20 protein-coding genes and 1 pseudogene are annotated in these 21,831 nt (G+C 52.6%); 6 read left to right on the forward strand and 15 right to left on the reverse strand.

Annotated features, from left to right (window positions below):
- Positions 1–10: 10 nt before the first annotated feature.
- The 4 genes and pseudogenes from QVF11_RS22245 to QVF11_RS22260 form a co-directional block, all read right to left on the reverse strand.
- Positions 11–1,012, reverse strand: a complete 1,002-nt coding sequence (locus QVF11_RS22245; RefSeq protein ID WP_112214543.1) for an ABC transporter permease — start codon at positions 1,010–1,012, stop codon at positions 11–13.
- The gene (locus tag QVF11_RS22250) at positions 1,012–1,998 is read right to left on the reverse strand and encodes an ABC transporter permease (RefSeq protein WP_287859271.1); all 987 of its coding nucleotides are present in this window, start codon (positions 1,996–1,998) and stop codon (positions 1,012–1,014) included. Before QVF11_RS22250 ends, QVF11_RS22245 begins: the two co-directional genes overlap by 1 nt.
- Positions 1,995–3,501 (reverse strand): annotated as a pseudogene (locus QVF11_RS22255) (sugar ABC transporter ATP-binding protein). The gene QVF11_RS22250 and the pseudogene QVF11_RS22255 overlap by 4 nt, the downstream one beginning before the upstream one ends.
- A gap of 44 nt (positions 3,502–3,545) precedes the next feature.
- On the reverse strand, positions 3,546–4,526 hold the full coding sequence (locus QVF11_RS22260) for a sugar ABC transporter substrate-binding protein (protein ID WP_110273311.1): 981 nt from the start codon (positions 4,524–4,526) through the stop codon (positions 3,546–3,548).
- A gap of 413 nt (positions 4,527–4,939) precedes the next feature.
- Here QVF11_RS22260 and QVF11_RS22265 point away from each other — a divergent pair, with 413 nt between their 5' ends.
- Positions 4,940–7,249 carry a molybdopterin-dependent oxidoreductase gene (locus tag QVF11_RS22265; RefSeq protein ID WP_287859273.1) on the forward strand — a complete coding sequence of 770 codons (2,310 nt, stop codon included), beginning with the start codon at positions 4,940–4,942 and terminating at the stop codon, positions 7,247–7,249.
- A gap of 108 nt (positions 7,250–7,357) precedes the next feature.
- On the opposite strand, the gene QVF11_RS22270 is transcribed toward QVF11_RS22265, so the two are convergent.
- Both QVF11_RS22270 and mtnC read right to left on the reverse strand, forming a co-directional pair.
- Complete coding sequence (locus QVF11_RS22270; protein WP_139538640.1) at positions 7,358–7,900, reverse strand: 1,2-dihydroxy-3-keto-5-methylthiopentene dioxygenase; 543 nt, start codon at positions 7,898–7,900, stop codon at positions 7,358–7,360.
- Positions 7,897–8,586: an acireductone synthase gene (gene mtnC, locus QVF11_RS22275; protein WP_287859276.1), complete on the reverse strand. Its 690-nt coding sequence runs from the start codon at positions 8,584–8,586 to the stop codon at positions 7,897–7,899. Before mtnC ends, QVF11_RS22270 begins: the two co-directional genes overlap by 4 nt.
- A gap of 188 nt (positions 8,587–8,774) precedes the next feature.
- Here mtnC and QVF11_RS22280 point away from each other — a divergent pair, with 188 nt between their 5' ends.
- Positions 8,775–9,920 carry a pyridoxal phosphate-dependent aminotransferase gene (locus tag QVF11_RS22280; protein ID WP_287859418.1) on the forward strand — a complete coding sequence of 382 codons (1,146 nt, stop codon included), beginning with the start codon at positions 8,775–8,777 and terminating at the stop codon, positions 9,918–9,920.
- On the opposite strand, the gene QVF11_RS22285 is transcribed toward QVF11_RS22280, so the two are convergent.
- The 4 genes from QVF11_RS22285 to dsbG form a co-directional block, all read right to left on the reverse strand.
- Positions 9,921–10,550 (reverse strand): IbrB-like domain-containing protein, encoded by a 630-nt coding sequence (locus QVF11_RS22285; protein ID WP_287859278.1) that lies wholly within the window; start codon positions 10,548–10,550, stop codon positions 9,921–9,923.
- Positions 10,535–11,758 carry a phosphoadenosine phosphosulfate reductase gene (locus tag QVF11_RS22290; protein WP_112214590.1) on the reverse strand — a complete coding sequence of 408 codons (1,224 nt, stop codon included), beginning with the start codon at positions 11,756–11,758 and terminating at the stop codon, positions 10,535–10,537. Before QVF11_RS22290 ends, QVF11_RS22285 begins: the two co-directional genes overlap by 16 nt.
- A 103-nt stretch (positions 11,759–11,861) precedes the next feature.
- The gene (gene citR, locus QVF11_RS22295; protein ID WP_287859281.1) at positions 11,862–12,773 is read right to left on the reverse strand and encodes a DNA-binding transcriptional repressor CitR; all 912 of its coding nucleotides are present in this window, start codon (positions 12,771–12,773) and stop codon (positions 11,862–11,864) included.
- 202 nt (positions 12,774–12,975) lie between these two features.
- The gene (dsbG, locus tag QVF11_RS22300; protein ID WP_287859283.1) at positions 12,976–13,722 is read right to left on the reverse strand and encodes a thiol:disulfide interchange protein DsbG; all 747 of its coding nucleotides are present in this window, start codon (positions 13,720–13,722) and stop codon (positions 12,976–12,978) included.
- Positions 13,723–14,128: 406 nt separating this feature from the next.
- On the opposite strand from dsbG, the gene ahpC reads away from it, so the two are divergent.
- Positions 14,129–14,692: an alkyl hydroperoxide reductase subunit C gene (gene ahpC / locus QVF11_RS22305; protein ID WP_052284784.1), complete on the forward strand. Its 564-nt coding sequence runs from the start codon at positions 14,129–14,131 to the stop codon at positions 14,690–14,692.
- A gap of 241 nt (positions 14,693–14,933) precedes the next feature.
- Positions 14,934–16,499: an alkyl hydroperoxide reductase subunit F gene (gene ahpF / locus QVF11_RS22310; RefSeq protein ID WP_287859288.1), complete on the forward strand. Its 1,566-nt coding sequence runs from the start codon at positions 14,934–14,936 to the stop codon at positions 16,497–16,499.
- 81 nt (positions 16,500–16,580) lie between these two features.
- On the opposite strand, the gene uspG is transcribed toward ahpF, so the two are convergent.
- The 4 genes from uspG to dcuC form a co-directional block, all read right to left on the reverse strand.
- A complete protein-coding gene (uspG, locus tag QVF11_RS22315; RefSeq protein WP_112214531.1) occupies positions 16,581–17,009 on the reverse strand; it encodes a universal stress protein UspG in 429 nt (142 codons plus the stop codon).
- A gap of 198 nt (positions 17,010–17,207) precedes the next feature.
- Positions 17,208–17,618 (reverse strand): nucleoside diphosphate kinase regulator, encoded by a 411-nt coding sequence (rnk, locus tag QVF11_RS22320; RefSeq protein ID WP_110273321.1) that lies wholly within the window; start codon positions 17,616–17,618, stop codon positions 17,208–17,210.
- Between the two features lie 185 nt (positions 17,619–17,803).
- Positions 17,804–18,601 carry a ribonuclease I gene (gene rna, locus QVF11_RS22325; RefSeq protein ID WP_287859290.1) on the reverse strand — a complete coding sequence of 266 codons (798 nt, stop codon included), beginning with the start codon at positions 18,599–18,601 and terminating at the stop codon, positions 17,804–17,806.
- Positions 18,602–18,693: 92 nt separating this feature from the next.
- The gene (dcuC, locus tag QVF11_RS22330) at positions 18,694–20,067 is read right to left on the reverse strand and encodes an anaerobic C4-dicarboxylate transporter DcuC (RefSeq protein ID WP_287859292.1); all 1,374 of its coding nucleotides are present in this window, start codon (positions 20,065–20,067) and stop codon (positions 18,694–18,696) included.
- Between the two features lie 289 nt (positions 20,068–20,356).
- Here dcuC and pagP point away from each other — a divergent pair, with 289 nt between their 5' ends.
- Both pagP and cspE read left to right on the forward strand, forming a co-directional pair.
- The gene (gene pagP, locus QVF11_RS22335) at positions 20,357–20,932 is read left to right on the forward strand and encodes a lipid IV(A) palmitoyltransferase PagP (protein WP_167492804.1); all 576 of its coding nucleotides are present in this window, start codon (positions 20,357–20,359) and stop codon (positions 20,930–20,932) included.
- A gap of 199 nt (positions 20,933–21,131) precedes the next feature.
- Positions 21,132–21,341 carry a transcription antiterminator/RNA stability regulator CspE gene (gene cspE / locus QVF11_RS22340; RefSeq protein ID WP_004100146.1) on the forward strand — a complete coding sequence of 70 codons (210 nt, stop codon included), beginning with the start codon at positions 21,132–21,134 and terminating at the stop codon, positions 21,339–21,341.
- Positions 21,342–21,398: 57 nt separating this feature from the next.
- Here cspE and crcB read toward each other — a convergent pair whose 3' ends face one another.
- Positions 21,399–21,782 (reverse strand): fluoride efflux transporter CrcB, encoded by a 384-nt coding sequence (gene crcB / locus QVF11_RS22345; protein WP_182236949.1) that lies wholly within the window; start codon positions 21,780–21,782, stop codon positions 21,399–21,401.
- Positions 21,783–21,831 lie beyond the last annotated feature (49 nt).

The following is a 21,831-nucleotide window of genomic DNA, read 5'->3' on the forward strand; positions in this document are numbered from 1 at the left end:
AGAGCTCCGCTTAACGATGGGTTTGACGCAGGCGCGCCTGCCAGAAGGAGAGGGCCAGCGCGACGACCAGAATCACGCCAACCAGCGCATCTTTCACCAGGTAGTTAAGCCCCATCAGGTTCAGGCCGTTATCAATAATCGCGAGGAACAGCACCCCACCGAGGGTTCCGGCGATGCTGACCCGGCCCAACCGGTTGAAGGCGGTACCGATAAATACCGCAGCGATAGCGTCCATCAGATAGGCCTGACCGGCCAGCGGCGTAAACTGGCGCAGGTTAGCGGAAAGGATAACGCCGCCGACGGCGCACAGGGCGGAGGCCGCCACCAGCACCCACAACATGGTGCGACGGTCGCGAATTCCGGCGATACGCGCCGCTTCGCCGTTCTGACCGATAGCGCGAACGTATTTGCCGAACAGCGTACGTTCGGTAATCAGCCAGGCCGCCAGCCACAGCACCAGAACAATGACCACTGGCGTTGGAATTCCGGCGATATTGCCGACCGCCAGATCGTGATATTCCGGTGCCATCCGGCGATAAGAGATAGAGCCGCCGCCGTCGGTATAGATGCGCTCGGCGCTGCTGGCGATAAACCAGGTGCCGAGGGTGGCAAGGAACGGACGAATCTGGCAAATAAGGATCAGGAAGGCGTTCAGCAGGCCGATTATCACCCCGCCGAGCAGCGCGCAGCCGACCGCAGCCTGCCACGGCAGGTGCCAGGTTTTCAGCGCTACCAGCGCAAAGGCGGCGCCGAAATCAAGCGCTACGCCGACGGAGAGGTCAATCGCTCCGGCGCTGACGATAAGGGTCATCGCCATCGCCACAATCAGCAGGATGGCGCTGCCCTGCAGCAGGTTCGCCCAGTTATCGAAGGTCAAAAAAACCGGATTTGCCCAGCCGAACAGGGCAATCGCCAGCAGAGTAATCACGCCGAATCCTGCCCGCGACAGCCACGCCAGCGGACTGCTGCCGGTTTGCCCCGTTGATGGGGTCTTGAGCGTCAACTGGCTCATCAGTTGCCTCCTTTATGTCTGACCGCCGAAGCCGCCAGCACCACGAGGATCAGGCCGCCTTTAATCGCGCCCATCCAGAAAATGTTCACCCCCAGCAGGCCGAGCCCGTTAGAGAGCGCGTTGACCAGCACCGCCCCGAGCAGCGCGCCCCAGATGGTGACTACGCGACGCCGCGAGAACGCCGCGCCGATAAAGGTGGCGAGGACGGTTTCCAGCAACAACGGCGTTGCCGTACCGCTGGAGCTGCCGGAACCCTGGCTGAGCAGCGGCATAATCGCCAGACCGGCGGCGATCCCCGCCAGCAGCCAGACGATGATAGTCAAACGGCGCACGTTGAGTCCGCTCATCTGCGCCATATCGCGGTTGCCGCCGACCGCCTGTAAATGCTGGCCAAAGCGGGAGTTATGGAGCAGAAACTGAAACAGCGCAAAGACCGCCAGCAGATAGATAAGCGGCCAGGGAATACCGAACAGGTCGTTATCGCGAAAGGCCACCATCAGCGGATCGTTTACCGCGATGCGCCGCTGCCCGGTCAGCAGGTCGGTCAGCCCGGTGAAGGCGACGGAGGTTGACAGGGTTGCCAGCAGCGGCGGCAGGCCCGCCGCCAGCACCAGGGTGGCGTTGACCGCGCCGCAGGCCAGGCTGACGGCAATCAGCAGTAAAAACAGCAGCAAATATGAGGTATTCCACTCCGCCATGCCGAGGCTCAGCAGCGCCACGCCGAGCACCGCGATAGCGGGCAGGGACAGGTCGATGCCGCCGGAGACCACATCATCGCCGCCGACGGCAATCACGCAGACAAGGCCGAAGCAGAGGATCGCCAGCGGCACGCTCTGCACCAGCATCATGCTGATATTTTGCCAGCTTAAAAAAAACGGCGACTGGAGGCTGAGCCAGACCAGCAGCGCGAAAAAAAGAATCAGGGGAAATTTTTCGATTAGCGTCGTTATGCCCGCAAGGGGGCGGCGCTGGATAGCTGCACTCATACCTGTTGTTCCTGTCCACCGTTGATCGTCACCAGTAGCGCGTCCAGCGTCAGCCCCTGGGTCGGAAGATTGGCCACCAGCTCGCCGCGCCACATCACCAGAATGCGGTCGCAAAGGCCCAGCAGTTCCGGCGCGTCGCTGGAAGAGACCAGCACGCCGCGACCGCGATCCGCCAGTTCGCGGGTGCGCTGATAAATATCGCTGCGTGCGCCGATATCGACCCCGAGCGTGGGTTCATCAAGAATAAATAGCCGCGCGTCTGTACCCAGCCAGCGGGCGAGAATCGCCTTTTGCTGGTTGCCGCCGCTCATAAAGCGCACCGGCAGCTCCGGGCGACCGGGGCGGATGGAGAGCTGTTCAATCCAGCTGCGCGCTTTTTCCAGTGCTCGCCCTCGGTGTTCCCAGCCGAAGGTGGCGGTATCCGGCAGCGAGGCAAGGTTAATATTGTCGGCGGTAGAGAAGGGGAGAATCAGCCCCTGATGGCGACGGTCGCGCGGGACCAGCGCCAGCCCGGCGCGGGTGGCCTGATAGGGCGTGCGCAGTCGCTTCGGCTTCGCCGTCGATGCTAATCGTGCCGCTGCGGGCGCGGCGCAGCCCGTAAAGTAGATCGACCAGTACGTCGCGCCCTGCGCCAAGCAGACCCGCCACGCCGACGATCTCGCCGGGCTGAATATCAAAGCTAATATCGTTTAATTGCGTGCCGTCGCTGAGATGGCGAACCGACAGCACCGGTGCGGCGGTATCGACTTCCTGAGCGCTGCTCTGACGCGGGGTATAGAGCTGTTCGATATCGCGTCCGACCATCATTTTGATTAGCGCATCGGTATTTTGCAGAAGTTCACGGTCGGGGTAGCCGACAACCTCGCCGTTACGCAGCACCGTACCGCAATCGCAAAGGGCGGCGATTTCGTTGAGATAGTGGGAAATATAAAGAATCGCGATCCCTTGCTCGCGAAGGCGCAAGATGGCTGAGGAGACCAGGCTGGCTTCCTGCGCTTCCAGCGGCGCGGTGGGTTCGTCAAATACCACCAGCTTTGCCGCACCATCGATCAGCGCTCGGGCGATTTGTACCAGCTTGCGTTCGGCGAGGCTGAGATCGCGGATCAGGCGGCGCGGATTGATTTCCAGCTGCCAGCTGTCGCGGAAAAATGCCTCGGTCGCGGCATTCATCCGCCGCCGGTCCAGCGCGCCCCAGCGGGTGCGGTACTCCTGGCCGAGGAACACCGATTCCGCGACGGTAAAGTGCGGGATCAGGTTGAGCTCCTGGTGAATGACGCGAATGCCCAGCGCTTCGATAGCCGCCGGATTGCCGAGCGGCAGAGGCGCGCCGTCGAGCGTGGCGTTGCCGCTATCGGCCTGATAGACGCCCGCAAGGATTTTAATTAGCGTCGATTTTCCCGCGCCGTTCTCGCCGATCAGGCCGTGAATTTCGCCAGGGTTCAGAAGCAGCGTGACCGCATTTAATGCAGTCACGTTGGCGAAGCTTTTGCTGATCTGGTTCATCGCCAGACCAGCGGCGGGATTAGCCCCGCCGGAGGATTGAGTGATCACTGCAGTTCGCCATATCCCAGCTGTTTGTAGACCGCTTTCGCTTCCTGCGGGCCTTTCACCGGGACGACAGGGATAAAGGTTTGTACCGGCAATTTCTGCTTGTCGAAGTAGCGGGCGACGTTATCGGCGGAAGTCTGGCCGATCAGATGCGGCTGCTGAGCGACGTTGGCAACGAACGGGCTGCCCGGCTCGGCCATGATTTCCAGCGTTTCCGGGCCGGCATCGATGGCGGTGACTTTGACGTCTTTATCGCGACCGGTCTCTTCCAGCGCCTGGACAATACCGATAGCGGGCTGATCCCAGCAGGCAACATGGATGGCGTCGAGCTTACCTTTTGGATATTGGCTCAGCAGTTCGAGGGTTTTCTTACGCGCATCTTCCGGAGAGTTGGCAAACTGTTCCGCCAGCTCTGGTTGAATAATATGAATATCCGGGTAATCCTTAAGGACATATTTCCACTGGTCATAACGAATGCCGCAAATACGCAGGGAGCTGGAGAAGGCGTTAAATACTGCAACGTTGCCTTTGCCACCTAGCTCATCGGCCATATAACGACCAATGGTCGAGCCTAATGTGTAGTTATCGGAGGTGGTGTTATTGACGGAGTATTTTGAAACGTGGTCAACGGTAAATACCGGAATACCCGCATCGCGCAGCGCTTTGAATTTAGGCTCAACGGCGCTATCGCCCAGAATGCTAATTACCGCATCGACTTTACGCGACAGTAAAATATCGTGGTTATTGGCATGAACCTGGTTGTCACGGCCACCGTCGACGCCGATTACTTTACCACCGAGTTTCTCTACCTCTTCGGTCGCACCTTTATAGGCTTCACGATCCCAGAAGTGCTGGGTACCGACAACGGCGACGCCGATAGTTTTCCCCTGAAGCGATAAGGCATCGGCCGCCAGGGCGTTAACGGAGGCGAGCGAGAGCAGGCCCAGCGCGATGGGCAATAATTTCATTTTCTGCGACATTCTTATTATGGTCCTGTGATGGAGGTGGCTGCGAAGCAGTAGCATGACAATAACAACTACACAACCTCAAATACAAAATATGTCTAAGTTATATCAACAATGTTATATCGCAGATTTGCCTGAGGAAAACGTAAATTTGTCATCTGTAACCTGAAAATATTTCATGATGCGATTTTATCCATTTTTATTTTGTGGGTTTAATTTGCTTGCAAGTCTTATTTGTTCAAATAAATACTGTTGTTTAATTAAAATTATTCTGTCGCTGTAATATATCGCATTCCGGAATAACTCATAGCTATTCTACGTAGGGAATCCTTTCTCTATAGCAGATTGTATGGTGATATGTATTTTATTCCCAAGATTCGCGCGCTTTATTATGGCGACCTTTATTGGGTGAGAAGAAAACAAGCAATATGAGAAAACAACATAATCTGACCGTGATGCACTGGGGAACCTGGCAAGTACAGGCTCGCGACGGCAAGATTGATGCGGTGACGCCAGTGCCCTGGGATAAAAATCCTTCCCGTATCGGTCAGTCGCTCCCCGATGCGGTCACCAGCAAGACGCGAATTCGGCGTCCGGCGGTGCGTGCGGGTTACTTGCAAAATGGCCCGGCTTCGCGAGAGGGGCGCGGCAAAGAGCCGTTTGTGGAAGTGAGCTGGGAGGTGGCGCTCGACCTGCTGGCCCGCGAGCTGAAGTCGGTCAAAGCGCGCTGCGGCAATGAAGCCATTTTCGGCGGCTCCTACGGCTGGGCCAGCGCCGGGCGTTTTCACCATGCCCAAAGCCAGCTGCACCGTTTCCTCAAGTCCTTCGGCGGCTATACCGCCAGCACCAACACCTACAGCAGCGCGGCGGGTGAGCGCATTCTGCCGCATATCCTCGGGCCGCTAAGCCCGCTGCACCGTCAGCACACCCATTTCTCCGAGCTGGCGCGGGAGTGTCAGCTGTTTGTGGCGATTGGCGGCTTGCCGCTGCGTAATTCGCAGGTCAACGGCGGCGGCGCCAACGACCATATGCTGAAATACTGGCTGGAGAAGATGCAGGAGCAGGGAACGCGCTTCGTCAATATCAGTCCGGTGCGTAATGACCTGAGCGCCGTGGAGAGCGCCGAGTGGCTTGCCGTTCGTCCGGGGACCGATACCGCGCTGCTGCTGGCGCTCTGTTACGTTCTGATTGACGAATCCCTGTACGACAGCGGCTTTGTCGCCAGCCATACGGTGGGATTTGCCGCTTATCGCGCCTACCTGATGGGGGAGAGTGACGGCGTTGCGAAAACGCCGGAGTGGGCGGCGGCGATAACCGGCATTGACGCTCCGCAGATTGTTGCGCTGGCGCGTGAGATGGCCAGCAAGCACACGATGGTGAATATTTCCTGGTCGATTCAGCGGGCGCGCCAGGGCGAGCAGGCTTACTGGGCAACGGTAGCGCTCACCGCGCTGCTGGGACAAATTGGTACGCCGGGCGGCGGCCTGGGGTTTGGCTATGCCTGTACTAATCTGGCGGGAGCGGCACGTAAAGCGTTTTCCGGCCCGCGGCTTCCTGCCGGAAAAAATGCGGTGAACAGCGTGATCCCGGTAGCGCGGCTCTCGGATATGCTGCTGCATCCGGGCGAAGCCTATGAGTTTGACGGCCAGCATCTGCATTACCCTGATATTCGCCTGGTTTACTGGGCGGGCGGCAATGCGTTTCATCATCACCAGGATATCAACCGTCTGTGTGAAGCCTGGCGGCGGCCGGAAACCGTCGTGGTACATGAACAGTACTGGACCGCGCAGGCCAAATTCTCCGATATCGTTCTGCCGGTCACCACCTCGCTTGAGCGGGAAGATATCGGCAGCGGCGGCCACGACGGCTTTATGATTGCCATGAGTGCGCAGATCCCGCCGGTGGGCGAAGCGCGCGATGATTACGCCATCTTCTGCGACCTTGCTGAAAGGCTGGGCTGCGGTGAGCGTTTTAGCGAAGGGCGCGATGCCGGGCAGTGGCTGCGGAAAATCTATGAAGAGTCGCGACCACGCGCCCGGGAAGAGGGAATTGAGCTGCCGTCGTTCGAGGCGTTCTGGCAGCAAGGGGTGCTGGAATATAGCGCGCCTGAAAAACCGCAGATATTTCTGGCGGATTTTCGCGCCGATCCGCAGCGCTATCCGCTCTCGACGCCGTCCGGGAAAATTGAACTCTTTTCAGAAACCATCGCCGGATTTGGCTATCGTGAATGCCCAGGTCATCCGTGGTGGGATGAACAGGAGGCGGCCTGGCAACGGCAGGAAGCCGCTCGCTGGCCGCTGCATCTGCTCTCCAGCCAGCCACGTACCCGGTTACATAGTCAGTACGATCACGGTAGCGTAAGCCGGGCGACAAAAATTCAGGGGCGCGAGCCGCTGTGGATGCATCCGCTGGATGCGCAGGCGAGGGATATTAGCGAAGGCAGCGTGGTGAAGGTTTATAACACCCGTGGGGCGATTCTGGCCGGGGTGCATCTTAGCGAGCAGATTTTGCCAGGCGTGGTGCAGATGTCGACCGGCGCCTGGTACGATCCGCTGGATCCAAATGAAAAGGGTTCGCTGGATAAGCACGGTAATCCTAACGTGTTAACTGAAGATCGCGGAAGCTCGCGGCTGGGGCAGGGCTGTAGCGCCCAAAGCTGCTGGGTGGAAATTGAACCGTGGCGCGAGGCGCTGCCGCCGGTGACCGCTTTCGATCCGCCAAGGTTTATTCGGGCTTAGGCGCCGGGAATTGCCGGGCGGCGCCTTGCCCGGCCTACGGGGTGGGGAGCCCGGACAAAGCGCCTCAGGCGCTGCCTCCGGGAAACAGCACGAATATAAATTCTGGCGTTATGCCAGCCGCGGGTAGGCGCTGGCGATATCGTCACCGGTAAACTGGGCGATCCAGCCTTCCGGGTTATCGAAAATGCGGATCGCGGTGAAGTTCGGCTCTGACCCCATGTCAAACCAGTGCGGCGTGTGCGCAGGGACGGAAATCAAATCGTTCTTTTCGCACAAGACCTGAAACACCTCGTCGCCAATATGCAGGCAGAACAGACCGGCACCTTCGACGAAGAAGCGCACTTCGTCTTCTCCATGAGTATGTTCATTGAGGAATTTTTCCCGCAACGCATCTTTCTGCGGGTTATCCGCGCGCAGGCTGATAACGTCCCAGCTCTGGTAACCCTTCTCTGCTACCAGCTTATCAATCGCATGTTGATAAGCGGCAATGACCGTTTCTGATGTTGGCGCAGCGCCTAAATCACGGTCGGCCTGCCAGCGCTCAAAACGTACGCCTTTAGCGTTGAGCTGCTGCTGGATCTCTTCGGCGTTGGTGCTGTGCCAGAGCGGGGTTTGCGGGTCTTTCACGGAAAAAATGGTTAATGCGCTCATGCTGGGATCTGCTTCGGATGAATATCGTCAAAACGCTGAACTTGCGGATGATGGCTGGCCGGGTCACGGTCACCACGCACCAGTTGTACGGTACGGAAACCGGCCTCTTCTGCGGCATCCAGCTCCTGATGGATATCGGACAGGAACAGAATCGCGGCGGGAGGGTGCCCCAGTTGCTCAGCAATATTGCGGTAGGACTGCACTTCACGCTTAGCGCCTACCAGGGTATCGAAATAGCCGTTGAACAAATGAGTAATATCACCTTCATCGCTGTAGCCAAATAACAATTTCTGCGCGGCAACGGAGCCTGAGGAATATACATAGAGATCAATACCCTGAGACTTCCATTTTTCCAGTGCCGGAAGAACGTCCGGATAAAGATGCCCGGTGAAGTCGCCATTTACATACCCTTCGCGCCAGATAATGCCCTGTAGCGCCTTGAGGGCAGTGGACTTGCGGTCTTCATCCATAAAGGCGAACAGCGTACCAATAAGCTGCTCGGTGCTGGCTCCTGGCTGGGCTATCTCTTCGCGCAGGTTATCAAGGATGGTCTTTACCGGTTCAACAAACTGCTGAGCGGTAACAAAACCGGTCAGCCGTTCGCGGGCGTAGGGAAACAGGACGTTATGGACGAAGCGAATGTCGCTGGTGGTGCCTTCAATATCGGTCACGATAGCGCGGATCATGAGTTCTCCAGAGTGAGCGGTGGGTCGTGCTGACGGTGGCGTTGTGTTGATAGCTGCATTTCAATCATAAGCGAAATAACATTATCATTTAGACGTCTAAGCGTCTTGATTGCCAAATATTAGCATCGTGTTATAGTGGCTTCAACAACAGCATCACAGACGGTACAAAAAGAATGAGCAATAAGCCACTGATTCCTGAGAGTAAACTCCCTTCACTGGGCACCACTATTTTTACCCAAATGAGCGCCCTGGCCCAACAGCATCAGGCGATTAACCTGTCGCAGGGGTTTCCGGATTTTGACGGCCCGCGCTACCTGCAGGAGCGGCTGGCGTATCATGTTGCGCAGGGGGCCAACCAGTATGCTCCGATGATCGGCGTGGCGGCGCTGCGCGAAGCTATTGTCGACAAAACCGAAGAGTTGTACGGTTACCGCCCCGATGCCAATAGCGACGTAACCGTGACCGCCGGGGCGACAGAAGCGCTGTATGCGGCGATTACCGCGCTGGTGCGCACCGGTGACGAAGTTATCTGTTTTGACCCAAGCTACGATAGCTATGCCCCGGCGATTGAGCTATCGGGCGGCGTACTTAAGCGTATTGCTCTCCAGCCCCCGCATTTTCGCGTTGACTGGCAGCAGTTCGCCGAAACGCTTAGCGACAAAACCCGGCTGGTGATCCTCAATACCCCGCACAATCCGTCAGCGACGGTGTGGCAGCGCGAAGATTTCGCCGCTCTGTGGCAGGCGATTGCCGATCGTGAAATCTATGTGATTAGCGATGAAGTTTATGAACATATCTGCTTTGCCGCCGAAGGACATGCCAGCGTGCTGGCGCATCCACAACTGCGCGAACGGGCGGTGGCGGTGTCTTCATTTGGCAAAACCTTTCACATGACCGGCTGGAAGGTGGGTTACTGTGTGGCGCCTGCCGCCATTAGCGCCGAGCTGCGTAAAGTGCATCAGTATCTGACGTTTGCTGTCAATACGCCTGCTCAACTGGCGATTGCCGATATGCTGCGCAGCGAACCGGAGCACTATCGTCAGCTGCCCGAGTTTTACCGCGAGCGCCGGGATCTGTTTATTGATGCGCTGCGTACCAGCCGTCTTGAAATTCTGCCTTGTGAAGGGACTTATTTCCTGCTGGCGGACTACAGCGCAATCTCGGATCTGGATGATGTGAGTTTTTGCCGCTGGCTAACCACAGAAATTGGCGTGGCGGCGATCCCGTTATCGGTATTCTGCGCTAACCCGTTCCCGCATAAGCTGATTCGCCTGTGCTTCGCGAAACAGCCAGCAACGCTGCTGGCTGCGGCAGAACGACTGTGTCGTTTGTAGCTATTTAACGGTCCATGCCTGAGAGAATTGACGGTCGCCGAACATTTCCACCAGACCGTTAATTTGCTTCAGGCGTAGTACTTCGTCTGAATCCATTCCTAACTCTTTGCCTATTTTATCGTCAGACCAGCCGAGATACGCCAGCTCCTGGACAATCTCCGACATGGCATGAATCTGATGACGCCCGCGCGCCCGATTGTGGCGAATGGTCGCGGCCATCAGAGTATCACGCTTCGCGGTACTGCTTTCCAGGCAGGTGACGGGGAGGTAGCCTTTCAGTCGTTTTCTCAGCGCCGCTTTGCCGTTGGCTAGCTCGTGGCGATGAAAACCATCAACAATCGAATAGTGTTCCTGTCCCTGTTTCAGCACCACGATGGGTTGAGTGAAACCGTCCGTTTCCAGTGATGTGAATAATAAGCGCTTTTCCGGTGGCGCAAGATTATTTGGGTTGTAATCATTAGGCGAAACGGTTTCCTGTTTTACCCACAGCACACAGTCAACGGGCTGCGTTTTGAACGGGCTATATTCATGCAGAATCTGGCGAAAGGCATTAAGCGCATTAATCTTCTCCTCCTCGCCTTTCAGTGATTGCAGATAGAGTTCAATATCCTGGATCAGTTGTCGTTGCATAGTATTCCCCATTGCTGGCGCTTTTTATTCATACGCTCACGATAGCGTTTATATTGATTAGCTTTAGTCGGGCTAAAAGAGAGCTGGCGGCACCAGTAATCATTGTTCAATAGCACCTTGCAGATGCGCCGCCATGAAGGGATGTCTTTGGAGCCGATATCCGCCGCCTGGGTGTCGGGAATATCGATCATTCCCTGTTTCTGGTACCAGTGGAGATAAACGGCAATTTTATTGCGATAGTGCTCTGCTGTTTTCTCCGGCATGCTGTCGAGTAAAAACAGGGCGTAGCTTTTCCATGTATGGTGTTCTGGTTTATCCAGCTTGCGATGGCCGTAGAACTGATTATCGTGACCAGCATAGATTCCGCCGCAGTGAACGCCGCTAACGCGCTGGCACATAGCAGCCCAGCGTTCTGGTTCCAGGACATGATAAAGCCAAAGACCCTGGCGCTGTTCCGGGCCGAAGGGTTCGCAGATCCGCATATAGCGTAATGGGACGCCCGCCTGGTACATCAGGTTATAGAGCGGGTTGTAGGCAAGGCCGCTTTTGCCAAACCAGGTCCAGATATCGGCAGTTTTCCAGTCGTAGATGGGGTAGATATACCATGCATGACCGCCCGGTGCGGAGGTGGTCCAGGGTTTATCGTCGGCAAAGCGCAGTTTGCGTTGAGAAGAGATAGTGATAAATCGATTCAGGGATTCATCGGCGCGGATACCGACCATAACCGCGGCGGGGCGGTTTTGTGAGAACCAATCGGCGAACTCACGGACGAAGGCTTCAAAGCTCATTCCGGGTTGATAAAACGGGAAATAGCCTGGATCGGTTATGGCATCCGCTGGCGGTTGACGCACCCAGGGAGCGCCGGGTTCCCAGCATTGCCATTCAGGATTGTATTGGGTAAGAGAGTTTTGGGTGGTTAAAGGGAGGGCTACCCAAAAAAACTGTTCTATAACGTCGTGATACTCTTCGCGCATCTTTTCACAGTGGTCAATGGTACAGGAAAATTGCGCTTCCCAATCAATAAATAGAACGCAAATCTTTTTACCCGTTTGACGAGCATGCTGCGCGGTGAGGTGCAGCATGGTTGTGGAGTCTTTTCCGCCGGAAAAGGAGACGCAAATGCGAGAGAAGTTTTCCATTACCCACTTTATTCGCTGCTGACTGGCTTGCAGAACGGATTCTGGTAATGGAAGTTTTATAAAAGACACAGCCATTATTCCTTTGATATCAAAGATACTGTGTAGTTACATTATATTTCTTTCTTAATCAAGATATTAGTTTTTATTCACATGATTGATGAATTATCATTAATCATGCAAAAATATTATTTTTCTCACAATCATTGATGAATTTCATGAAGTTAGGATCGTCAAGGTTAACGCGATTGTAGAGCATGTAAATCATGATTGTTGGGATTTTGAAAGGCGCATCGATAATTTTAAGATTATTATTAAAACTTATATGTTCCAGAATACAGGTTGGTACAAAACCAATTAAATTAGTTTGTTGAATAACATTAAGAATCGCGATATAGGAGTCGCTACTGAAAGAAATTTTTCTATCAGCCAGAAGGCCTGCGGCTTGGCTCTGAAAGGATTTAGCCCCCAGGTCATTAGAAAGATAATACGTAAAGCTTTCCTGGAGTATGGCTTTAGTCGTTGTTAGCGACTCTACTCGCGGATGATTCTCATTGCAAACAAGCGAAATATCGAGTTCCTGAATAGGTTTGCATACCGTGGCCCGGGATGACAGCGACGAGGTACTGAATATCAGATCGGCTTTACGGTAGGATAGCAAGCTTTCGACGGATTCCCCCGATGCCAGAAGATCGTGGTGTTCAACATGAATATTTGAATCATCTAATAACATATGAATCAGATTTGTTGTTTTTGGGGTAATAAAAAGTTGCGGCGCATATACAACAAGACGTTTTCTTAACTCGGAACGATTGGTGATATTGATGGTTTGTTCGAGCTGATTAAGATTTTTTTCCAGATGATGATGCAGGTTAACGCCTACCGTCGTGGGCGTTATCCCTTTACCAGAGCGGACAAACAGCGGGTCATTAAGTTGATTTCGCAGGCGCTGTAGTGACTGACTGACCGCTGAAGGGGTAATAAAGAGCGTTTCCGCTGCTTTACTGATACTTAAATTCTGGTAAATGCATTCGAAAATAACCAATAGATTAAGGTCAAATTTTTTGAGATCGTAAAGATTAGCCATTATCAACGTCCTGTTAAGTTGGCAAGAGTAAAAAAAGGATTATTATGTACCTGCATGATATTCACTGTGTGATTATTCATTTTTTTATTATTTAAAACTAAGTATTGCATTAAGTTTATCTAAATATATACCACGGAAACGCATTCCGCCAGATCCTTTTGTGTACTGGCAAACCAGGGAGAATGCGTTAGTTTAAGAACGCTTACTTTGCACCCATCATAATCTGTAGTTTTTCTTTATCTGGAAGCCCGATCGCTTGCTGAAGTGTATTTTCTTTATTCATATAGTAAATAGCCGGAGTCACGTTAGCACCGAGTTCATCCATTAATTGCTGGTTGAAATTAAGTACCTTCATTTGTTCTGGCTGAATGGACGTTGGCACATCCAGCCGCATTTTACCGCCGGATTGCTCATAGTCATGCCAGGTCTTCGCCGGATCTTTGCTGGCAAGAATCGCTGCCGCCGCGGCTGGGCTTTCAGGTTTGATGACACCGACTAAGAGGGTGCGCAACTGAACTTTTCCTTCGTCTACCCACGGACGAGCCTGTTGCCAGAATTGTTTGCAGTAGGGACAAAACGGGTCAGCAAAGACGTACAGGACAATGGGAGCCTCTTTTTTGCCGTCAAGAAGCCAGCTGGCTCCCTCCAGCTTTTTCCACATCACCTGGCCTGCAGGTGTATAAAGCTCTTTCTGAAATAACTGTTCGCTGAGGTTGGTACCCTTCTCATCATACATATAGCCTGAAATAGCGTGTTTGCCATCAGGCGTCAGATAGATGGCGACGCCCATATCCTGATATTTTCCTAACCAACCTTTTACTCCGCCAGGCGCTTCAAAGGACTTAATGATGGTAATACCCTGTTTTTCAATTGCTTTTACGGGGGCGGGAAGATCCTCGGCATAGCTGCATAAGGGTAAAAGGCTGAGGAAAAACAGACGTTTTAACATGATCATTCCTTGTTAAATCAATGGGTAGAGTAAGTATAGTGGTAAAACCTATTGCAGCCATAGGTAGGACCTGGAGCTGGGTAGATTGCCCTTTAAGCCAGCGGGTGATGTAATCCCTATGCTGTTACATTAAGGTGTAGAGCGCAACACATAGCCAGTCAGCCTGGCGCTGAATCTACCTGCGGGTATTTCAGGTAACGGGGCCGCCTGATTGGGCGGCCTTTTTACTTTTCAGCAACATATGATGTGAAAAGCGGCGTAAGGCTGCGATCGCGTTGATAGGTTCACAAAGTTGTCTTGTTCCGGTTGTTAGATAACGCTTATTGATTTGATAATGCAAACGCATTGGTCGAGTCAGGAAAAATTCGTTAACTTAGACCTCAACGAAAACACGGAGGAAGTATAGATGTCCTTAATTAATACCAAAATCAAACCTTTTAAAAACCAGGCGTTCAAAAACGGTGAATTCATCGAAGTTACCGAGAAAGATACCGAAGGCCGCTGGAGCGTCTTTTTCTTCTACCCGGCTGACTTCACCTTCGTATGCCCGACTGAATTAGGCGACGTTGCGGACCATTACGAAGAGCTGCAGAAGCTGGGTGTCGATGTGTACTCCGTTTCTACTGACACTCATTTTACTCACAAAGCATGGCACGGTAGCTCTGATACCATCGCGAAAATCAAATACGCGATGATCGGTGACCCGACTGGCGCCCTGACCCGTAACTTCGAGAATATGCGTGAAGATGAAGGTCTGGCAGATCGTGCAACCTTCGTTGTCGACCCGCAGGGTATTATCCAGGCAATCGAAGTTACCGCTGAAGGTATCGGCCGTGATGCGTCTGACCTGCTGCGTAAAATCAAAGCTGCTCAGTACGTAGCTTCTCACCCAGGTGAAGTTTGCCCGGCTAAGTGGAAAGAAGGTGAAGCGACTTTAGCTCCTTCTTTAGATCTGGTCGGTAAGATCTAAAATTCGCAGCGTCTTTCGCGCTACAGGTGTGTTGGCTTCGCTTAATCACCCCGGTCACTTACTTATGTAAGCTCCCGGGGATTCATAAGCTTGCTGCCTTCCTGTCACGCGAAATACTGGCGAATTAATCCTCAAGCGGGTGCGCCGCGCCCGTTTTATTCCAACACCATGATGCAAACGTATTCAGACTGCCTGAACGAGGCCGCTTGCATGATGATGTTTTAAGCCCAGGAGATTAAAAATGCTCGACACCAACATGAAAACCCAGCTCAAGGCTTATCTTGAGAAACTGACTAAACCTGTTGAGCTGATTGCCACGCTGGATGACGGCGCTAAATCGGCAGAAATCAGGGAACTGCTGGCTGAAATTGCTGAACTGTCAGACAAAGTCACCTTTAAAGAAGAAAATAGCCTGTCGGTGCGCAAACCTTCTTTCCTGATTACGAATCCGGGTTCACAGCAGGGGCCGCGCTTTGCCGGTTCTCCGCTGGGACATGAATTCACCTCTTTAGTTTTAGCATTGTTGTGGGTGGGCGGTCATCCTTCAAAAGAAGCGCAGACTTTGCTGGAGCAGATACGCGATATCGACGGTGATTTTGAGTTTGAAACCTATTATTCACTGACCTGCCATAACTGCCCGGATGTTGTTCAGGCGCTGAACCTGATGGCGGTACTGAACCCGCGCATCAAGCATACGGCAATTGATGGCGGCACGTTCCAGAACGAAATCACCGATCGCAACGTGATGGGCGTTCCGGCAGTATTTATGAACGGTCAGGAATTTGGCCAGGGTCGTATGACGCTGAGCGAGATCGTTGCCAAAGTCGATACCGGCGCGGAAAAACGCGCGGCGGAAGAGCTGAACAAACGTGAAGCTTATGATGTGCTAATTGTTGGCTCCGGCCCTTCAGGTGCGGCGGCGGCGGTGTACTCCGCACGTAAAGGTATTCGTACTGGCCTGATGGGGGAACGTTTTGGCGGCCAGGTGCTGGATACCGTAGATATCGAAAACTATATCTCAGTGCCGAAAACCGAAGGCCAGAAACTGGCTGGCGCTTTGAAAGCGCACGTCAATGAATATGATGTCGATGTTATTGACTCTCAGAGCGCATCTAAACTGATTCCGGCTACCGTTGAAGGGGGTCTGCATCAGATTGAGACCGCCTCTGGCGCGGTGCTGAAAGCGCGTAGCGTTATTATTGCGACCGGTGCGAAATGGCGTAACATGAACGTACCAGGCGAAGATCAGTATCGCACTAAAGGCGTAACCTATTGCCCACACTGCGATGGCCCGCTGTTTAAAGGTAAGCGCGTTGCGGTTATCGGCGGCGGTAACTCAGGCGTTGAAGCGGCGATTGATCTCGCCGGAGTAGTTGAACATGTGACTCTGCTTGAGTTTGCGCCGGAAATGAAGGCGGATCAGGTATTACAGGATAAGGTTCGCAGCCTGAAGAATGTCGATATTATTCTGAATGCGCAAACCACGGAAGTGGTGGGTGACGGTAGTAAGGTAACCGGTTTGCAGTATCGTGACCGTGTTAGCGGCGATGAGCATCACGTGGCGCTGTCCGGAATTTTCGTGCAAATCGGTCTGCTGCCGAATACCAACTGGCTGGAAGGCGCAGTTGAACGTAACCGCATGGGTGAAATCATCATTGATGCGAAATGTGAAACCAACGTGAAGGGCGTCTTTGCCGCCGGTGACTGCACCACCGTACCGTACAAACAGATTATTATCGCCACGGGCGAAGGTGCGAAAGCGTCTCTGAGCGCGTTCGATTACCTGATTCGCACTACGATTGCATAATTCATAATAAAGTAAGACCAAACCTGCAAAGTAAAGAGGCTACCCTGGGGTAGCCTCTTTTTTATCTCAATCACGCTCAGCTTACCGAACAACCATTACCGGGATATGGGCGTGGCGAATCACACTTGAGGCATTGGAACCCAGCAGATGAGTGCTGATTGAAGGGTTGCGTGAACCAATGACCACCACATCGGCTTTAATTTCATTTGCCAGTTCATTGACCATATCACGCACGGTGCCGAAACGGACATGCGTCTTGATTCGCGACGGGTCAATGCTGAAATGCCCGGCCATCGTTTGTAAACGGGTTTCTGCTTCATGCTGTAAATGTTCTTCAAAGCGACGCAGGTCTGCTGTGAAGCGACTCATTGTGAAGCTTGATGAACCGGGAAGTACGTGAAGGAGATGGATAACCCCGTCCTGCTGGGCTAAAAACTCCGCATGGCGGACGGCTTTATCGCTCAGCTCCATCTCAAAAACATCAACAGGCATAATGATCGTCTTGTACATATGCTTCCTCCTTGTTCGTTGGTTTCTATATCAACATATTATAGGAGAATATTGTGCCATTCAGGTCGCAAAACTGTCAGATCGGGTTGAGGAGGGCGTAAAAATTTGTCAAAAGCAGCACGGGCAGTGAAATATGCAGAAAGAGGATGCGAATACATCCTCTGAATAAAGCGCGAAACGCCTCAGGCAGTAGGGAGATTAACGGTGATAATCGCCTGCGGCTTCCGGTTGATACAGCAGCTCCAGTACTTCAAGGTGCGTTGAGGTACCGCCGGGTAATTCCCAGTGAATGGTACCGCCAACCTTCAGGCCCAGTAGGGCTGCACCGACCGGGGCCATGACCGATAGCTGCGTAGCGCTATCCGTGACCTGAGAGGGGAAAACCAGCGTGCGTACGCGTTCTTCACCCGTAGTTAAATCGCGGAATCTGACCTGGCTATTCATGCTGACGACATCATGCGGCATGGCTTCCGGGGCGAGCATCTGTGCCCGGTCCAGTTCGTCGTTCAATGCATCCGCCACCGGAGAGTTGGCGAAAGCCGGTTGTTCCAGCAGTCGATCGATGCGTTCTGCATCGAGTTCATTAATGATGATTGCGGGTCTGGTCATCGCATACTCCATGTTATCCAGGAACCTATCCGTAAAAGAAAACCCTCGCCGAAAATGGCAAGGGTTAATGTCCTCTCATCATACTGAGACTTGTCGACGGTTTGAAGTGATTAAACGCACATTCATCAATGATCAATAGCTGAGTCATATGAAATTTAAGATAACGGCATCATAGTCTGCTTCCCTTAGCTACCCACTTTATCTAATACAAATTGCTTACCGCAATTACCTGGATGGGGCTGAGGCAAAAATGAATCTGCGGAAAGTGGGGCATTTATGGCTGCGGCTTTGATCGAGATTTGCATCTCGGTTAGATAGGCAGGGTTGCCGCTGCAAGTTAATTTAAACGCTTTAACATTCTGTTTTCCAAAGGCTTGCGCGACTGCGGCATCGAAACCCTCACGGCTCACGGTTTGCCCATAGTGTTGTGCGAGGAATACCCCCAGAGCACTCTGTTTGACTTCACCGTTCAGACGAACCATAGCGCCGAAGTAGTTATCAGGATCAAAACCGAAGCAAATGCCGTGTTTGGCATATTCATAGCGCTCAAGGCACGAATTGCCACCGGAACCTGGCATCACGCCGTTGAGCTTATTCGCCATCTCTAGCGACAGACCGGTTTCCGCTGCCTGGCATTTTCTTCCGGCTTTGGCTTCTGGCATGTTAGGGAGTGGACGTGTCGCGCAGCCATAACGCATCCAGCGACGTTCGTCTACGCCGCGTGCGGCGATGGATTTTGGCAAGCTGGGCCATAACCCGTGTACGGTCAGGAAATCGGCTTTATTTGCGCTTTCTTGCTGTAAACGACACTCATCCGGCTCGCTACGGTTTTTGTCATGCATACTTTGACAGAATCCCGTTTGCCAGGAGAGGGCCAGCACGTAGCGGTCGAAATCGCCGTATTGCGTTGCTATTAGCGGGTCTGCACTGGCCTGAGTAGAAATAAGCAAAAGAGCAATGGCGACGAAATCCTTCCTGAACATTTTTATTCCTGATGACTGACGGTCATTAATAACATTGAGTTATTAAAGCATAAAAAAGGCGCCAACAGGCGCCTTTTCGCGTGGTTTCACGGCTAGTGAATAGCACTGCCCGGGACCAAAATTTCGGTAGCGACTATAACGACCAACAGCCCAACCAGAACGGGAACTGAGGTGCGTTTAACCACCTCAAAAGGTGATATTTTTGCCATCCCGGCAACCGCGACCACCACACCGGAGACGGGTGAAATAGTTCGTCCAAGGTTAGATGCCTGCAGCATCGGGATGGAGAGATAAGCGGGATTGATACCGGAAGAGTGTGCCAGCTTAGGGATCATCTCAACGAAGGCATAGAATGGTGCGTTGCCGGAACCGGTAGTCATCGCCGCTAGCATTGTCAGAATAACCAATACCAGCATCAGGATAATGCTGGCTGAACCAAATGAGGTGGCGATAGAAATCAGGCCATTGATAAAACCAATGGTGCTCAGCCCTTGGGCAAAGACGCCTGCTGCAACCAGCAGCATGACTACGCCAGCAAAAGCATCCGCCATACCTCGGTAAGCGGCTTCCAGACCATTAAACACGTTTTTGGTATTAAAGCCGCGAAAGAACTCCAGTACTGCAGCCAACAGCATGCAGAGAACGAGGATCGTGATGATGTGTAGTTCCGGACCCCATTTACCGTCGAAAATCAGTACGCCAATGATCGGTGTAAACGGCAGGATGGCGTAAAAAGCAGGGGCGGTGGTGGTTATCTCGTTCACATCCAGCATTTCGTGCGAGGCATTTTCTTTTTTATCGAGATAGCGCTGCCAGAAAAAGTGGGCGATGGCCATGCTGATGATGGCCACAATGGAAATAGGCAGGGTGGTTTTAAAGGCAAAATCAATCAATGGCATTTCGGCGGCTTTGGCGGCCAGCACCACGTCGCCAGAAGTAGGGGAGAGAATGATCGCTGCCGGAGAGGCGCAAATAGCGGCCGCTGCACCGCGGCTAATACCGACGTTGACCATCACTGGGAACAGGGTTGCCATCAACAGCACACCGAGACCGGTCGCTGAAGAGACTGCCAGCGACATCAGACAGGCCACGAAATAGGCGGCGATCATTAACAGGTATGGAGAGTTAATATAGCGCAGCGGCTTTGAGGCCAATTTCACTACCATGTCGTTGGCGCCAATATGCGTCATGTAGGTCGCGAAACCACAGAGCATCATGATCATCATGCCGAGGTCGCCGCCGCGGCTCATGAGCAGAATCTTGACGTATTCGATAATATCTGTGGCGGAGTAACCAGTGCTCTTTGCATCACCAGGTAGAATCTTATGCCCCATTAGTGCGCTGGCGATGAGTAATACTAAACCACCGACGAACAACACGCCGGTGGCAGAATAGCCTTTAATGATATAGCGGGCGACGCCCACAATGACCACAATCCCGATGAGGATCTCTACTAGCGTAAGCATCTTTTACCCCTAAACCATTAACCCAAAGAATCTGCTGATAAATAAAGCGAAGAAAAAATTAAGTGAGCGAATGTGCCTAAAAAACGGGCTGAACTCGCTGATGCAAATCAATAAATCGGTGAGAATACCCTAATTGCCGTACAATGGGGACGTGGCCAAAACGTCAGTCGTGATGATTTTCAGATTTTTGTACCGGACAAATCAAGAGTTTGCCTAATTCCGTTAAGGTATTATTAAGTTTATCTTTGCTATCTTAACCCGCTTTAAAAATGATACTGGTAATAGAGAAGTGTTAATGCTGAGTCGATTTACATGGTTTTTTCTTGGATGCTTGGGACTGCTGCTGTCATCCACTACTGCTAACGCATCGTTTAGCTCAACGCTGCGCGATGGCTATAACACGCTAAGTGATAACATTGCACAGACCTGGAATGAGCCTGAGCACTACGATCTTTTCATACCGGCGGTGACCTGGCATGCTCGTTTCGCCTACGATAAAGAAAAAACGGATAAGTATAACGAACGTCCCTGGGGGGCGGGCTTCGGCATTTCGCGTTGGGATGATAAAGGAAACTGGAATGGTATTTACCTCATGGCCTTCAAAGACTCCTATAACAAATGGGAGCCCATTGGCGGCTACGGTTGGGAAAAAACCTGGCGTCCGTTGGCTGACGATAACTTCCATCTTGGTTTAGGCTATACCCTTGGCGTAACGGCGCGTGATAACTGGAACTATATCCCTATTCCAGTTGTGCTGCCTCTGGCCTCCATTGGTTACGGCCCTGCAACATTCCAAATGACCTATATTCCAGGTACCTATAACAACGGTAACGTTTACTTTGCGTGGGCGCGCATCCAGTTTTAACCAGCACGGCATTGCATTACAACAAAAGTGATAAGCGGACTATGTTCTGAAAAAACAATGACTAAAGTTATATGTCTACAAAAAGATAGAGACTTTTATCACTTTTTAGCAAAGTTGCGCTGGACAAAAGGTACCACAATTGGTGTACTGATGCCCGACACAGTATTAGTGTCGATTTTTTCATATAAAGGTAATTTTGATGTCTAAGATTAAAGGTAACGTTAAGTGGTTTAATGAGTCCAAAGGATTCGGTTTCATTACTCCGGAAGATGGCAGCAAAGATGTATTCGTACATTTCTCTGCAATCCAGTCCAACGGTTTCAAAACTCTGGCTGAAGGTCAGCGTGTAGAGTTCGAAATCACTAACGGTGCCAAAGGCCCTTCTGCTGCAAACGTAATGCCTATCTAAGCAACGCGTCAGTAGAATATAAAAACCCGCTCTTAGCGGGTTTTTTTTTGTCTGTAGTTAGCGGCTTGCTGCCTGAGAAAATAGCCAGAATGCCGCTGCCGTCATGGCAAACGAGCCTAATAAGTTGACGACGATATTCAGCAATGCCCAGCTAAAGCGCCCCTGCTGCAGAAGAAACACCACTTCGGCGGAAAATGTGGAGAAGGTTGTCAGTCCGCCGCAAAAGCCGGTGGTGATAAGCAGTTTCCACATCGGATCGATACCCGTCAGGCGATTAAACCAGGCCAGACCGGCTCCGATAATAAACGCGCCTAGCAGGTTAGCAGTAAGAGTACCAATGGGGAGAGCGTGGTGCATGGGATTAAGCTTCATACCCAGCCACCAGCGTAAAACGCTGCCAGTGCCGCCGCCAAGAAATACAGCCAAAAGGAGTTGCAACACGGTCATTCCCTGTTTATTGATTGATACTAAACTTTGAGTGTAGCGCGCG

The sequence above is a fragment of the Klebsiella sp. genome (assembly GCF_027492335.1).
Lineage (GTDB): Bacteria > Pseudomonadota > Gammaproteobacteria > Enterobacterales > Enterobacteriaceae > Klebsiella > Klebsiella huaxiensis.

Excerpts from the sequence above, each read along its gene's own strand:
- dsbG (WP_287859283.1), bottom strand. The coding sequence starts at position 13,722 with ATGTTAAAACGTCTGTTTTTCCTCAGCCTTTTACCCTTATGCAGCTAT.
- dcuC (WP_287859292.1), bottom strand. The coding sequence starts at position 20,067 with ATGCTTACGCTAGTAGAGATCCTCATCGGGATTGTGGTCATTGTGGGC.
- mtnC (WP_287859276.1), bottom strand. The coding sequence starts at position 8,586 with ATGATCCGCGCTATCGTGACCGATATTGAAGGCACCACCAGCGACATT.
- QVF11_RS22270 (WP_139538640.1), bottom strand. The coding sequence starts at position 7,900 with ATGAGCGCATTAACCATTTTTTCCGTGAAAGACCCGCAAACCCCGCTC.
- ahpF (WP_287859288.1), top strand. The coding sequence starts at position 14,934 with ATGCTCGACACCAACATGAAAACCCAGCTCAAGGCTTATCTTGAGAAA.
- rnk (WP_110273321.1), bottom strand. The coding sequence starts at position 17,618 with ATGACCAGACCCGCAATCATCATTAATGAACTCGATGCAGAACGCATC.
- rna (WP_287859290.1), bottom strand. The coding sequence starts at position 18,601 with ATGTTCAGGAAGGATTTCGTCGCCATTGCTCTTTTGCTTATTTCTACT.
- QVF11_RS22285 (WP_287859278.1), bottom strand. The coding sequence starts at position 10,550 with ATGCAACGACAACTGATCCAGGATATTGAACTCTATCTGCAATCACTG.
- QVF11_RS22265 (WP_287859273.1), top strand. The coding sequence starts at position 4,940 with ATGAGAAAACAACATAATCTGACCGTGATGCACTGGGGAACCTGGCAA.
- cspE (WP_004100146.1), top strand. The coding sequence starts at position 21,132 with ATGTCTAAGATTAAAGGTAACGTTAAGTGGTTTAATGAGTCCAAAGGA.
- QVF11_RS22245 (WP_112214543.1), bottom strand. The coding sequence starts at position 1,012 with ATGAGCCAGTTGACGCTCAAGACCCCATCAACGGGGCAAACCGGCAGC.
- QVF11_RS22260 (WP_110273311.1), bottom strand. The coding sequence starts at position 4,526 with ATGTCGCAGAAAATGAAATTATTGCCCATCGCGCTGGGCCTGCTCTCG.
- citR (WP_287859281.1), bottom strand. The coding sequence starts at position 12,773 with ATGGCTAATCTTTACGATCTCAAAAAATTTGACCTTAATCTATTGGTT.
- ahpC (WP_052284784.1), top strand. The coding sequence starts at position 14,129 with ATGTCCTTAATTAATACCAAAATCAAACCTTTTAAAAACCAGGCGTTC.
- QVF11_RS22250 (WP_287859271.1), bottom strand. The coding sequence starts at position 1,998 with ATGAGTGCAGCTATCCAGCGCCGCCCCCTTGCGGGCATAACGACGCTA.
- uspG (WP_112214531.1), bottom strand. The coding sequence starts at position 17,009 with ATGTACAAGACGATCATTATGCCTGTTGATGTTTTTGAGATGGAGCTG.